The sequence below is a fragment of the Synechococcus sp. UW105 genome, from assembly GCF_900473935.1.
Taxonomy (GTDB): Bacteria; Cyanobacteriota; Cyanobacteriia; order PCC-6307; family Cyanobiaceae; genus Synechococcus_C.
Window position 1 is genome coordinate 13,842 of sequence record NZ_UCNN01000019.1, and the last position, 13,133, is coordinate 26,974.

Sequence of the window (13,133 nt, forward strand, 5' to 3'; positions counted from 1 at the left end):
GGTTAGAACCGCTGGAATTGATCCAGGCCTGTGCCCCGAATGCCGCGGGTGATCCGGCGGCCATATCCGGAAAAGCCTTTGCTACCCCAATCCCACAGATTGGCGGCTTGCTGCGTCAGGGTTGATGAGCCGGCCGCTTGCGTGCGGGCGTTCAGGCTGAGGCGATGATTGTTGGAACAGAAGCTGTGGGCCCAGATCATTCCTTTGAGCTGGGTGTCTGCCTGGAGTGACACGGTGCCTTGCCGCATCAGAATCCAGGCAGCAGGCAGACTGTTCCCGGCAAGATTTAGCCTGTGATGCTGAGCTGAGCAGCGATCCGGTGCCGCAGTTGCTTCTGTGCTGATGATCAGCCGCTCTGGACGTTGATTGCAGCTGGAGCTGTTTTTATCGACGCCACAGATCAGTGCATTGGTACTAAGCGACATTGAGGCTGTCTGGTCTCCTGAGGTGTTGCTGTGTCCCTGGGCTGGTCCAAGCAGGTGAAGCACAACAGGCCTTGAATCGTTCTCGATCAGCAGTTTTGAATGCTTGAGATTGAGGCGATCGAGAAAGACGTGGCAATCCCCGGTCTGGCTTGAGCAGATGTCGTTTGTCCGTAATCGGATCGTGGTTGTGGCTTGCCACCTTCCCTGGATGTAGTGCCATCTTTCCAGCCTTTCAATCCCGGAGGGACGGCTGTAGGCGTTGTCATTACTGCCCCGCTGGCAGGCCACTCGCCATGCGCAACCTGGGGGGTTCATGTATTCATCATCAATGCGCCAAATTCGGATGTTCCCTGCTCGGCTAGGAATGCTATCTTTCACTCCTTTTGTTTTGAAAATGGTTGTTGGCGGTTGCTTTTGATTGACCACTGGCCAGATCCTTGCCGCTAAGTTTCTCGTGTTCCTTGCATTGCCACCCAGCCTTTGAACCAGACTGGCTGTTTTGCACTGCCCCACAATTTGGCTGGCCATATTTTCACTGGTGTGCCAGAGAATTTGCCCAGGGCTGTTGAGTTGAACGGGACCCAGTTCGAAGTGATGGGCCGCCAGAATGGCCCAGTCATCCGACCGGCTGATGTCGACCCATGATTGGATGTAGAGAGATCGCTCCAGGCGGCTTCGTGCCAGATAGGAGTTCGGAGAGGCTCCTTTTCGACGCACAATGCCTTCGATAATGAATTTTGCTTCGCCACTATCGGTGCTGCCTGAGGTGCCAGGACTGCTGTATCCCCTCAGTCGATAAAAGGTCTCGATTTTCGAGATCCCATCTTCACGCATGTTGATGCTTTCATGGGACTCAAGTGCTACTTCCGTTGTTGGCCAAAAAGCCGCTGCTTTGCCCAGTGGATGCTTGGGTAGGCCGATCGATGTATCCAGGCAGACTTCAGAGAATTGTGGTGATTGTTTTGTATTGAGAAGTTCCCAAAGGAAGCCGTTGTTGGGCTCGTTGAGATTCTCTCGATTATCCAATGTGTACAGGAATCCTCTGTTCTGCGATGGATGTGGATTGTTGAGTTGCCCCAGAACCCTGTTCAAACCATTGTTTGCCGCCCCTTCTGCCATCTGCTGATAGCTTTCTTTTGCACTCAGCCTCCTGGACATCAAATGTCTTGCTAACAGGCTGCTAACGCCTGCGAGCAAGACCATGCCCAGCATGAGAGCGAGCACGAGGGTCACTCCCTGTTGATCATTGGAGACCCTTTGTTGCAGGCGCTGCCTGAAGAATGGCAGATGGCGCAGCAATGACCTCTTCATGCGTCATTCCTCACACAACGCAGATCGGCTCGTGATGCTGCTTTGCTCCCTGATCCTTTCTTCAGATCACTGGATCCGGTGCGCAGGTCTAGGCAGGCCACGACGTTGTAGGTCGTGGCATCGGCATGCTTGGACTGTGCTGTGAGGATGAAGATTTGATCGGTTTCCTTTGCATTCACCTCATAGCAATGATCCTGTTGCGTCTCGGTACAACCACCATTCGCAATCTTGACCCAATTAAAATGATTTTGATTGGCAGGCCCTTCCGGCGTCATTAATGGGGTGATCTTATTGAGATCTTGCCAGCTTGTTGGCAAGATTCCCATTTCATCCACAAAGGCAGCGATCGTTGTTTGAATCTGGGAGAGCACGGTCGCTGCCTCGTTCTGCCTGTTTTTCTGAACTTGGCTGAAATATTGTGGTAAGGCGATCGCTCCAAGAATGCCGATAATGGCAACAGTGACCAACAGTTCCACCAGCGAGAAACCTTCAATTCTCAGGTGAGAATCAAGGAGGTTCTTGTTGGTGATGGCTGTTGCCATGATGGTGGAAGCTTAGATACCAGTGACGACAGGTTTGTCGAAGGTGCCGTCTGTCAAATTACCTGTGAAGGTGACTGTCACTCCTTTGGTATTGTCGTTGTCAGTTTTACCTGTTGCGATAACTTTAAATTTGTCTTTTGTTCCTTCACAGGCGTATGTGAAGTTGGTGTTGGTGGTGTTCAGCGCTCCGGCGTACGTTGCGCAAGATTTATCGACAGTTCCAAGAGATCCCTGCTCTAGGTAATAAGCCGCAGCTTGCTTGGCGATCGATGACGCCGTTTGGGTGCCCTCAGTGGCAGCAGCCTTTTTGGTTTGGCTGAAAAACTGTGGCAGGGCGACAGCGCTGAGGATGCCAACAATCACCACAACAATCAGCAGTTCCACCAGGGTGAAACCCTTGATGTCACGTGCTTCTGCATCCCTCGATCGAGTGGCAAGCGTCTGAAGCAGCTTGGATTTGAGTGTCGTCATAGTGTCTGAGGGGTGAGTCGTCTGAATTTCAGTGGCATTGCCAGCCAGAGTTGTGGATGCCTTCACTCAAAAGTGTGAATGCACTCACCAGTTTCTGAGAACCTTCTCATAGTTAAATACTACCGGAAGTTCCCCTGAGAATTGGCTGAGAGCTGTCTGAAATGCTCATGATGATGCTGAGGAATTTAATTTTTCGGGAAATATTCCTTAAGACTTCTAACTTGATGTGTTTGAAGTCACCATTGCCCCTTTCCCAGTCGCTGCTGTGGGATAGGGCCATTGCTTTCTGCTGCCTCAGCGCTAGAGGGCAGGCCTTCTAGGATCGCTTCAAGAAGACTTCGTGACCCGAGACGGGCCTCAGCCGCTGCATGACCGACGCCCCCGTCTCACGGATCCGGAATTTCTGCATCATTGCCCACATCGATCACGGCAAGTCGACCCTTGCCGATCGATTGCTTCAAGACACGGGCACTGTCGCCAACCGCGACATGCAAGAGCAGTTCCTGGACAATATGGATCTGGAGCGTGAGCGGGGCATCACGATCAAGCTCCAGGCCGCTCGCATGAACTACAAGGCGGCCGATGGTGAGGAGTATGTGCTCAATCTGATCGATACCCCTGGGCACGTTGATTTCTCCTATGAGGTAAGCCGTTCGCTGCAGGCCTGTGAAGGGGCTCTGCTGGTGGTGGATGCCAGTCAGGGCGTCGAAGCGCAGACCCTGGCCAACGTGTATCTGGCGCTGGAGAACGATCTCGAGATCATCCCGGTGCTCAACAAGATCGATTTACCGGGAGCCGATCCCGATCGGATTAAGGAAGAGATCGAGGCGATCATCGGGCTGGACTGCAGCAATGCCATTCCCTGCTCAGCCAAAACCGGTATGGGTGTGCCGGAGATCCTCCAGGCCGTGGTGGACCGCGTGCCGCCGCCGGCGGACACCGTGAAGGAGCCCACGAAGGCCCTGATCTTCGACTCCTATTACGACCCCTACCGGGGAGTGATTGTTTATTTCCGGGTGATGAGCGGCAGCATCAGCCGTAAAGACAAGGTCTTGCTGATGGCCAGCAAGAAGACCTACGAGCTTGATGAGATCGGGATCATGGCCCCGGATCAGAAAAAGATGGATGAGCTCCATGCCGGCGAGGTGGGCTATTTGGCGGCATCCATCAAGGCTGTGGCCGATGCCCGAGTGGGCGACACGATCACCTTGGTGAATGAGCCGGCGGATGCACCGTTACCGGGCTACACCGAGGCAAAGCCGATGGTGTTTTGCGGTCTGTTCCCCACCGAGGCCGATCAGTACCCGGATCTACGCGATGCGCTCGACAAACTTCAGCTCTCTGATGCAGCCCTGAAGTACGAACCCGAAACCAGCAGCGCCATGGGCTTCGGCTTCCGTTGCGGATTCCTGGGGCTTCTGCACATGGAGATCGTGCAGGAGCGGTTGGAGCGGGAGTACGACCTCGACCTGATCGTCACCGCACCATCGGTGATCTACAAGGTGAACATGATCGATGGCAGCGAGATCATGGTGGATAACCCTGCCACCCTTCCCGATCCGCAGAAACGGGAATCGATCGAAGAGCCCTACGTGCGCATGGAGATCTATACCCCCAATGATTTCAACGGAGCGCTGATGGGTTTGTGCCAGGAACGGCGCGGTGACTACCTCGATATGAAATACATCACCACCGATCGCGTCACCCTGATCTACGAATTACCGCTGGCAGAGGTGGTGACTGACTTCTTTGATCAGATGAAGACGCGCACCCAGGGCTATGCGTCGATGGAATATCACCTGATCGGCTACCGCAAAAACCAGCTGGTGCGCCTGGATGTGCTGATCAATGGCGAGCGGGCCGATGCACTCACCACGATTGTTCACCAAGACAAGGCCTACAACGTGGGCAAGGCCTTGGTGGAGAAACTGAAGGAACTGATTCCTCGCCAGCAGTTCAAGATTCCGATTCAGGCTTCGATCGGCAGCCGCATCATCGCCTCTACCAGCATCAGCGCTATTCGTAAGGATGTGCTTGCTAAGTGCTACGGCGGTGATATCTCACGCAAGAAGAAACTGCTGAAGAAACAGGCGAAGGGCAAGAAGCGGATGAAGGCGATGGGCAAGGTGGATGTGCCCCAGGAAGCCTTTATGGCCGTGCTGAAGTTGAATCAGGCGCCTTAAAGCAGGCGCCTATCACCTAACCAAATCGAGTTACGGCTTAAAGGCCATCCACCTTGATGTATTCCCCGGATGTACGACTGGAGAGCAGCTGCATCCATTCCGAATCGAGCCCCACGCTGGTGGAATTGATCTTGATCGATTCTTTTTGGTTGGAGATGCGGCTGGCATTGAGGCCTGCATAGTAATCGGCTACATCCTCATAGTCGCTGCTGTTCCATGAACTTCGAGAGGGATCGTAGTTTGGTTTGCCATCGGAGAGGAAATAGATTGTGTCGGTGGAATCATCCTCGAACGCTTTGTTGAGGGTGTTCCATGGCATCGTGCCTCCCCAGTAACGAGGATCACTGTTGCTCAGGCTGAGTACGAAGTCGATTGCTGATTGGCGCTCTGCCGAATTGACTGGGCCGAGTTGTACAAGATTGCTGCGGCTCTGTTCCCAGGTTGTGTGGTTGCGATATCCATCTGAACTGAAAGCTGCCAGGCCAATTTTTGTGGCATCTGGCAGGTTTTGGATAATATCGATCATCTCATTTTGCAGCGCTTCCATTCGGGTGTAACTACAGATTTGATAGGTTCTGAAGTAGCCCTTTTGGGGGTCATAAAAACGCCGCCGTGTGTTTCCATATTCTCCGCTCCAGGCCACGCAGGCACTCATTGAGCCTGAACCATCCAGAACAAAACGCAGATTTTGACTGGTGATGTTTTGGAAGAAGGCGCCACCGGGGTAGCCTTGACCTTCTGCACTCTCGGCTGAGTTGTAGCCAAAGCGCACGCGTTTGTCTGCACGTGCGAAGGCGGCAAAGTACAGATTTTGTCTGGTTTGTGTCTTCACTCCTGATGATGTTTCCAGATAGCTCGCTGAGATTTTTTTGTACTCTGCACTTTTGTTGTCATCAAGCTCGTAAGGATCAATAAACTTAATTAGCTTGGTGTTCTGATCAGTTTGAATCCGTAGGGCAGGTTGCTGCGCTGTCCTTGCCGGTGTTTTGTCTCCGCTGAATGCAAAGCTTGTTCCCGCTAAAACCTCTTTGAGAGGCTTGGGATCTGGGCAGGTCTCAGTATCAGGAAGGTCGTTGGCATTGCACTGGATCATGCCGATATCATCCAAAATGTGGCTGATGAAGATCCCGGATTGATACTGCTCAGCCCCATTGTTTGCGGCTGCATCTTCACTGTCTGCGTAGGTGCCATCCATGTTGAGTGGGGCCCCACAGCGCAGTAGCGCGTAGCCTCTGCCGCCAGTGCTGAGGCTGATTCCATCGGCACTGATGACGTTTCTGCTGACGCCGATTCCATAGATCACCGGTTCATTCAGCTCTACCATATTGACTGCAAAGAGAGGATTGAAGCCTTGAACTCCTGCCATCTCTTTGCACTGATTGACGACTGTGGCATGGTTGCTTATCAGGTCTTTATCTTCTTCTCCGGGCTGAATGGCTTCGGTGCGGGTGATCAGCACATTCATGCTGCGTTCAATCTCTGATCGCATTAACTTCATGCCATTCGTCGTGTTCTGGCGCAATGTGGCCCTTTCTTGTGATTCGGAAATGATCGTTTGGGTGGAGCGCAGAGCCGTTGCAGAGGCTCCAAGGATCATGGTTCCAGCGGCCACTCCTACGAGCAGTTCGGTTGCTGTGAAGCCATTGCGCCTTTGTGGATGCGATTGGCGTTTGCGAAGTGCTAGGTAAGACATGGCTTTTACTCAGGCTTGTCTTGTGGTGGTTTTAATCTGGCATTTCTACAGCTCTTTAAGAACAGCAGCTTCTGAATTTGATCTGAGAATTGACTGAACTTCTGGCCTAATGCTTCTTGCAAGACCCACTTCTGGTTGGTGATGATGGACTTGTCACTTCCCATGTGCCTTTTGCGATTGCCCCTGTTCCATCAATCTGTACGCAGCGCATTTTTAGCCGGTCGTGATCGGGAAGGCACCTGCTAGTGCTGCCTGCAGTTTGAGATCTGTTGTGGCAGATCAGAAAAGTGAGGGTCCCAGAGTTTGCGGTTGTACCTGGTGGGGTGAATCCAAACTCTTTGCCTGAGACGGCAACACGAACTGCATTGCTTTCTGGCGTGGATTCATGCAGGAGCAGTCGTAGATTGTCGAGTGGTCGATTGGTCAGAGAACTGAGTTGGTAGCCAGGATGGCCGATATTGCAATCAGGATCTTGCTTCAGTCTGCTGATTTCGGAATCGCAGCATTGGAAGCTGGTTTGATTGTTGCTGTTTGATTGGCTGAATTCTACGAGCTCGTTTGGTGGTGCAAAATTGAATGTTCCAGGAAAGGTGATGATGCAGCTTGTTTTACGGGCGCCTAGTTTTGCTCTCAAACCATAGAGCCCTGATTCCAGCATCGAGGCATAACGGTCGACCTCTCCCTGCCAACGATTGCGGGTAATGATTGGTGCTGTCATCGCTGTCGCGACTGCCAGGATCGCGACCGTTACGACCATTTCAATCAGGGTGAATCCGGTTTCTGTTCGCTTCATGGCACGTCGTAACACTGGGATGAAAAGTTTGGATTCACGTCCACAATCCGTTTTTCGATACCGATGGATGATTCCGGCGCCTCAAAGCTGTAAGTGAGCACGAGCAACGATCGATTTGCATCGTTCCAGTCGATTGTGACTGCTGGATGTGGGGTCTCTCCGGCAATGGTGGGGTCTTGCAGGTGGTTCTTTAGATAGGTGCTTGGAGAACTAGCAGTGTCACCTGCATTTTGAGTTTTATAGCCGCAGGCAATTTCTAGTGCATCTGTTGTGTTACTCATCCCAGTTTTTACAACAAGGGCTTCTGGCGTGAGATAGGAGTCTTGCATCTGCACAAGCTGAATATGATCATTAATGGCGGCTTCAATCGCGTTACGTGATGACTGATTGCGGCTGGTCGCCATGGCAGACAGGCTCAGTCTTGCAACGGCGGTCATCACGCTGGCCACCACAAGGCCTGCGATCAAGGCTTCAATCACTGTGAAGCCCGAGCTGCCCCTCCAGGAGGTGACTCTGCGTTGACTCGGTAGAACTTGAGGCTTCATGGTTGTCCGTGTGGTGTTGGACTAACCCGTCGTAAAGGATTAGATCATCTTGAGTGGATAATGCGAGTGTTCGCTCTTGATCCTTTCAGTCTCGCTTCAGTTAATTCTGCTCTTGTGATTGGGAGCCGAGTCTTTGCTAGGAGTTCTCTCTGGTTTGTGTGAGAGTTGGCTGAGATTGCGTGTGTTGAATTTGAGCATTACCAACGCTCAAAGGTATCGAGGCTGGTACCCCGAATGGCGCGGGTGACCATCCGCCCATAACCGGGGTAATGGAATCGGCTGTTCCAGCCCCAAGCTTCATCGGCCTGCTGAACGATGGATTTGTTTGCACCATTGCTATTGAGTGTGAAGGTGGAGGGAAACCCCTGTTGATTCACAACGCAGATGCTGCTTGCCCAAGCAACACCATTCAGGGTCGCGCCATTGGGCCGAACTGTCCCCGTTGGCAGATACAGCAATGCATGGGGCAGCGTTTCACCGGTGAAGCTCACGGACCGCACGCTGCTATTGCATGCATCGGTTGGAGTGGCTCCGGAAGTGGCCATAATCACAAGCTGTTCAGCTCTGCCATTGCAGCCTGTGTTGGCTCCATCCACGCCGCACAGTTTTGCCGTGCCTGATAACTGAATTGCCCTGGAGATGCTGCCGTCACTTGGGTACGCCTCAGGTTGTTCAATGTGGAGGACTACCGAACGGCTGCTGGAGGTTTGGATCTGCAACTTGGTCTGGTTGAGCTTGATGTGATCGAGATAGACATGGCAATCAAATTTGTCGGATCCGGCGCAGAGCACATCAGGCTTGAGAGTGATGGTTGAGCCACTTTGATGAATGCTGATGCCTTCTTCGGCGAGGGTTCGAAAGTCTGATGATGCTGTTTTATCCGCATCCCTCACGCAGATGGATTCACCGCAGGGAAGCGCTGGGTAGAGGATGAGATTGCCTTCGGCATCCACGTCATTGCCGGCGATGTTATCTCTGTCACCAGGAGCAGCTGGGCTGTCATCAAAGCTCCACATGCGGATGGTATTGCCGCCGCTTGCCCTAGTGGTGTCTTTGACGGGCTCTTTCTCAAAGAGAGTGATCGGAGGCATACCACCGACTCCCCGCTTTGTTTCGTCGATATTACGAGGCCAAATCTGATTGCGGAGGTTTTTTCCAGCAAGAGAGTGATTGTCTGATCCCACATCATTCAGCAGTGCAGAGCTGCTGCACCGATTGGCGTATTGCAGGGCTGAGTACTGGTCTGGATTAGTGGTGAGATAGAAGATGTTTCCGGGGCCATTGATGGTGGTGTCGTTAAGGCGAAGATTGTTGCCGCTGATCACAGCCCAATCACTGGCACCAGCTACTTTTGAGCTGATATAAAGTGAGCGCCTTAGTAGGGCACGGGCGAGAATATTGTTGCCTCGACTGACTATGCCTTCGACGTAAAAGGTTCCTTCGCCATTGCCTGATACTGCTGTGGTGTTATAGCTTCTAAGTCGATAGCCAATCTGAATTGGCTTGACATTGCCTTGGTCATCTTCAACTCCATCTGAACGCATAGTGCCGGTGTTGATGGCCACTTCTGGTGGAGCATCATTGCTTCCTAGTGGATAGGCACTGATGTATTTTGTGACTGGTGTGCAGAGGTCGACGAGTTGGAAGCCGCTGGTGTTTGGCGTTGCCCAACCTCGTCTGCCTTCGTCATTATTGAGAGATAGCAAAAACCCTGTGTAATGGTTGCTGTCATCGCGGTTGAGGTCGCTCAAAATACGGTTGAGGCCATTCAAGGCGGCTGATTCAGCCATTTGCTGATAGCTCTCTGCCGCTCCCAACTTGCGTGCTGCTAATTGGCGAATCATCAAGCCTGTGGTTCCAGCTAGCAAGACAACACCCATAAGGAGTGCTGCGACCATGGCCATGCCTTCTTCTTGTGGATCGGCTTTGCTCGCGATTGTTTTCCAGAGCTTCTTTTGCTGGCGTTGATTCATGATTATTATGAACAGAGGTTCATCACTTCAGAGCTTGAAGAGCTTGTTGTCAGATCACTTGCTCCATTGCTGATGTCTAGGCAGGCATGAATATATTGCTGCCCGTTTGTATTTGTTGGGCTAGCTATGATTGTGAAGATTGTGCCTGTTCCGCTTGGTGGTTTGACTTCCAGCTTGTATTTTTCTCCTGGCAGTGTTATTTGGCTGAAGTCAGTTTTCAGCGCCTGTCTAGAAGTGCCGTCGCCATTTGAGGTCATGATTGCGCTTATGCTGTTTATTTCTTTCCAGCTTTTGGGTATTTTGCCTGTCTCGTCGATGTAGCTGCTTATAATTGTTTGAATTCCTGCTACTGTCGCTTTCGCTGAGCTTTGTTCGTTTGATTTAAGGGCATTGACAAAACTTGGGGTGGCCAATGTGCTCAATGTCCCGATGATCCCAACGGTTACTAGGACTTCTGTTAGTGTGAAGCCGCTTACCTGTTGTGAATGACTTTTCATTGCGCACATTGGCCTAGAGTTGTTTGTGTATTTGAAATGTTCCTGTATCGCCGATTGAGCTATTAGCTCACGGTGCCGTCGTCGTTCGCTATGTAAGTATTTGTTCCATTTGTAGAAGTGAAGGTCGCTAAGTTTGCGCAATCTGTGGTGCTGCCTTGATTTGTAAAAGCTGTTTCATTTGCTGGCCCTGGTTGAGTGCGAGAGCCCAAAGCGGCATCGCCAAAATTAGCTGCTTCATTGGTAAGTAAAAGTGTTGCGCATGCCTGTGCGTTTGCTTTGGCCCATGCATCGCCCGCAGCTGCTTCGGCTTTGTCTTGCTGGTTAAGGAAGGCCGGTAGAGCAACGGATGAGAGTATCCCAACAATCACAACAACAACAAGAAGTTCAATCAAAGTGAAGCCTTTTTCGAGTGCATTACGGCTCTTTTTGCGGTTGAGCATGGCCAGTTGGAGGCGGCTGTTGAGAGTGGTCATGGCTGGTGATTGGGTGAATGGTTGAACGGCACGTTTCGTGCTCACAGATTCACCATCTCTTGTTTGCTTGGCCGGTAGAGGAAGAAACGGCTAGAGCTCTCTAAGAACCCTCTTAGTTTTGTGCTCAGGCTTTGAAACACCAGTCACTGCCATCACTGCGGGCTTGGCTGCAGAACACCGCCCTGCTCACGGTGATCGCTGGTTACACCGTGCTCTTGGTGGTGAATGGTGCTTTGGCGGATTGGCAGCGCCGCCAGAACCATCAACGCTTGGTGGCTGCTCTGGCGCAGCAGTCGACTCTTGAGCAACTCGATTCCGTGCCGCTTCGCACGGTGGGATTGGAAGCGAGCCTTCGAAGCAAGGGGCCGGAGCAGTCTCCTCGCCTCACAGCCGGCCCCGCAGGGGAGCAGTGGCTTGAGAGCCGCAACCGCGTGTTGTTGCCCAGTGGTGACATCCGTTGGCTGGCGCTGCGCCAGAACGTTTCCGGTTCCCTGGAGCAGGAGCGCTTCAGCCAACTGCTGTTGATCGCTGCTGCTGGCGTTTCCATCCTGTTCACCTCAGTGTTGCTCCGCCCTGTGCTGCGGCGTGGCTTGGTGGTGCCCCTGAATGAGCTTGATCAACAGCTGCAAGCGCTTGAGGCCGACAACCTCGGTGAGCATCTGCTCGATCCAGCCAGCCAACCTCAGGAACTGGAAGGGATTGCCATCGCGATCAACAACCTGCAGCAACGTTTGGCAGCTGCTTGGCAGCGGGAGCGTCAGTTTGTGGATGGTGTGGCCCACGAACTGCGCACGCCGATCACGTTGATTTCTGGCCGTTCGCAGCAATTACTGCGCAAACCCCATGCGCCAGAACAGCACCAACCGCTGCAGCAGATTGCAGAGGAGGCCTCACGCATGGCGGCGCTAATCACATCCATGTTGGAGTTGGCCCGTCGTGATTCGGGTCGTTTGCAGCTTGATCTGCAGCCTTGTGAGCCCGAGCAGGTGCTGTTGGAAGCGTTTGAACGACTGTCTTCTGTGGCCGCTGGCCGCTTGCAATTGGGGCCAGCGACAGAAACTGGCCTTCCTGCGATTGCGGCGGACCCGCAACGCTTGCAGGAATGTCTACTGGCGCTCGTCGATAACGCTCTGGCCTACAGCGACGGCTCAGTGCAACTGAGTGCCAGCAGCGAGTGCCGGGAGCAACAGCGATGGCTGGTGTTGCATGTGCTCGATCGCGGCCCTGGAATTTCGTTGGGTGAACGCAGCCAGGTGTTGCGTCGGTTCGCGCGGGGTAGCAGTTCAGTCGGAACGCGCGGTAGTGGCATCGGCCTGGCAGTGGTGCAGGAGATGATCACCGCCATGGGGGCAGAGCTGGTGATTGCCGATCGCGCCGGTGGTGGTGCAGATCTGCAGCTGGCTTTCAGGGTTTGACGTCACCGACCCGTGCCATGAAGCCCACACCGCGCACGGTGTGCAGGAGCTGCTGGAGCCCGGGTTGCTCCAGCTTTCGGCGCAGATAGCCCATGTAGACATCCAGCGTGTTGGGGTCGCCGACGAACGGATCGCCCCACACCGTGCTCAAGATTTGCTCCCGGCTCAGCACCGTGCCGGCTGCCTCCACCAAACACACGATCAGATCGAATTCCCGCTGCGACAGATTGATGGCGCTCTCGCCTCGCATCACCTGGCGGCTGATCAGATCAATCGAAAGATCGCCGAGGTCTAGTGAGCTGTTGGCCTCTCGATCGGCGGCATAACCGCCGCGGCGTAGTTGGGCCCGCACTCGCGCGTGCAGTTCCTCCAGTTCAAAGGGCTTGGTGAGGTAGTCGTCTGCACCAGCATCAAGGGCCGAAACGCGCTCCTCGAGGGCATCATGCGCGGTGAGCATCAGCACCGGAGTGGTGTCACCACTGCTGCGCAGGCGCCGGCAGATTTCGATGCCATCAAAATCTGGCAGGGTCCAGTCCAGAACGACTAGGGCAAAGTCGCCGTTGCGCAGCTGCATCAGTGCGTCTTGGCCACTGGGTACGGCAATGCATTGGTGGCCTTCCCCTTCCAGTTCCTCCTGCAGAAAATGCAGCAGTTCGGGGTCGTCATCCACCACCAGCAGCTGCGCTGTTGAATCGCTCACCCCCGTCACCACCACTCCCCGCAGGCTATCCACGCTGTTTTGCCGTGCCATGGCATCCGATCACGTCGGCTTAGGGCGCGTTCAGAGCAGGGGGAATGCTTTCGCCACTTGG

General features: G+C 53.5%; 12 protein-coding genes. 2 read left to right on the forward strand and 10 right to left on the reverse strand.

The window, feature by feature from the left end; all coding sequences use genetic code 11:
• Positions 1-2: 2 nt before the first annotated feature.
• The 3 genes from DXY16_RS15015 to DXY16_RS15320 form a co-directional block, all read right to left on the reverse strand.
• Positions 3-740, reverse strand: coding sequence for a hypothetical protein (locus DXY16_RS15015; RefSeq protein ID WP_137007066.1), 738 nt, complete (start codon positions 738-740; stop codon positions 3-5).
• A 992-nt stretch (positions 741-1,732) separates the two neighbouring features.
• Positions 1,733-2,278 carry a type IV pilin protein gene (locus DXY16_RS07090; protein ID WP_115120567.1) on the reverse strand — a complete coding sequence of 182 codons (546 nt, stop codon included), beginning with the start codon at positions 2,276-2,278 and terminating at the stop codon, positions 1,733-1,735.
• A gap of 12 nt (positions 2,279-2,290) precedes the next feature.
• The gene (locus DXY16_RS15320; protein ID WP_305791105.1) at positions 2,291-2,815 is read right to left on the reverse strand and encodes a prepilin-type N-terminal cleavage/methylation domain-containing protein; all 525 of its coding nucleotides are present in this window, start codon (positions 2,813-2,815) and stop codon (positions 2,291-2,293) included.
• Positions 2,816-3,117: 302 nt separating this feature from the next.
• On the opposite strand from DXY16_RS15320, the gene lepA reads away from it, so the two are divergent.
• Positions 3,118-4,932, forward strand: a complete 1,815-nt coding sequence (gene lepA, locus DXY16_RS07100; RefSeq protein ID WP_115120569.1) for a translation elongation factor 4 — start codon at positions 3,118-3,120, stop codon at positions 4,930-4,932.
• Between the two features lie 37 nt (positions 4,933-4,969).
• Here lepA and DXY16_RS07105 read toward each other — a convergent pair whose 3' ends face one another.
• The 6 genes from DXY16_RS07105 to DXY16_RS15325 form a co-directional block, all read right to left on the reverse strand.
• On the reverse strand, positions 4,970-6,625 hold the full coding sequence (locus DXY16_RS07105) for a VWA domain-containing protein (protein ID WP_115120570.1): 1,656 nt from the start codon (positions 6,623-6,625) through the stop codon (positions 4,970-4,972).
• A 106-nt stretch (positions 6,626-6,731) separates the two neighbouring features.
• Entirely contained in the window at positions 6,732-7,418 is a 687-nt protein-coding gene (locus tag DXY16_RS07110) for a Tfp pilus assembly protein FimT/FimU (protein WP_115120571.1), read from the reverse strand.
• A complete protein-coding gene (locus DXY16_RS07115; protein WP_137007067.1) occupies positions 7,415-7,822 on the reverse strand; it encodes a hypothetical protein in 408 nt (135 codons plus the stop codon). The genes DXY16_RS07110 and DXY16_RS07115 overlap by 4 nt, the downstream gene beginning before the upstream one ends.
• Positions 7,823-8,160: 338 nt before the next feature.
• Positions 8,161-9,936 carry a hypothetical protein gene (locus DXY16_RS07120; protein WP_115120573.1) on the reverse strand — a complete coding sequence of 592 codons (1,776 nt, stop codon included), beginning with the start codon at positions 9,934-9,936 and terminating at the stop codon, positions 8,161-8,163.
• 5 nt (positions 9,937-9,941) lie between these two features.
• Positions 9,942-10,433 (reverse strand): type II secretion system protein, encoded by a 492-nt coding sequence (locus DXY16_RS07125; protein WP_170953885.1) that lies wholly within the window; start codon positions 10,431-10,433, stop codon positions 9,942-9,944.
• Positions 10,434-10,495: 62 nt separating this feature from the next.
• Positions 10,496-10,906, reverse strand: coding sequence for a prepilin-type N-terminal cleavage/methylation domain-containing protein (locus DXY16_RS15325; protein WP_115120931.1), 411 nt, complete (start codon positions 10,904-10,906; stop codon positions 10,496-10,498).
• A gap of 131 nt (positions 10,907-11,037) precedes the next feature.
• Here DXY16_RS15325 and DXY16_RS07135 point away from each other — a divergent pair, with 131 nt between their 5' ends.
• Positions 11,038-12,321 carry a HAMP domain-containing sensor histidine kinase gene (locus DXY16_RS07135; RefSeq protein WP_244281597.1) on the forward strand — a complete coding sequence of 428 codons (1,284 nt, stop codon included), beginning with the start codon at positions 11,038-11,040 and terminating at the stop codon, positions 12,319-12,321.
• Here DXY16_RS07135 and DXY16_RS07140 read toward each other — a convergent pair.
• Positions 12,311-13,072, reverse strand: coding sequence for a response regulator transcription factor (locus DXY16_RS07140; protein WP_170953886.1), 762 nt, complete (start codon positions 13,070-13,072; stop codon positions 12,311-12,313). The two genes, DXY16_RS07135 and DXY16_RS07140, sit on opposite strands and share 11 nt — an antisense overlap.
• Positions 13,073-13,133: the final 61 nt, after the last annotated feature.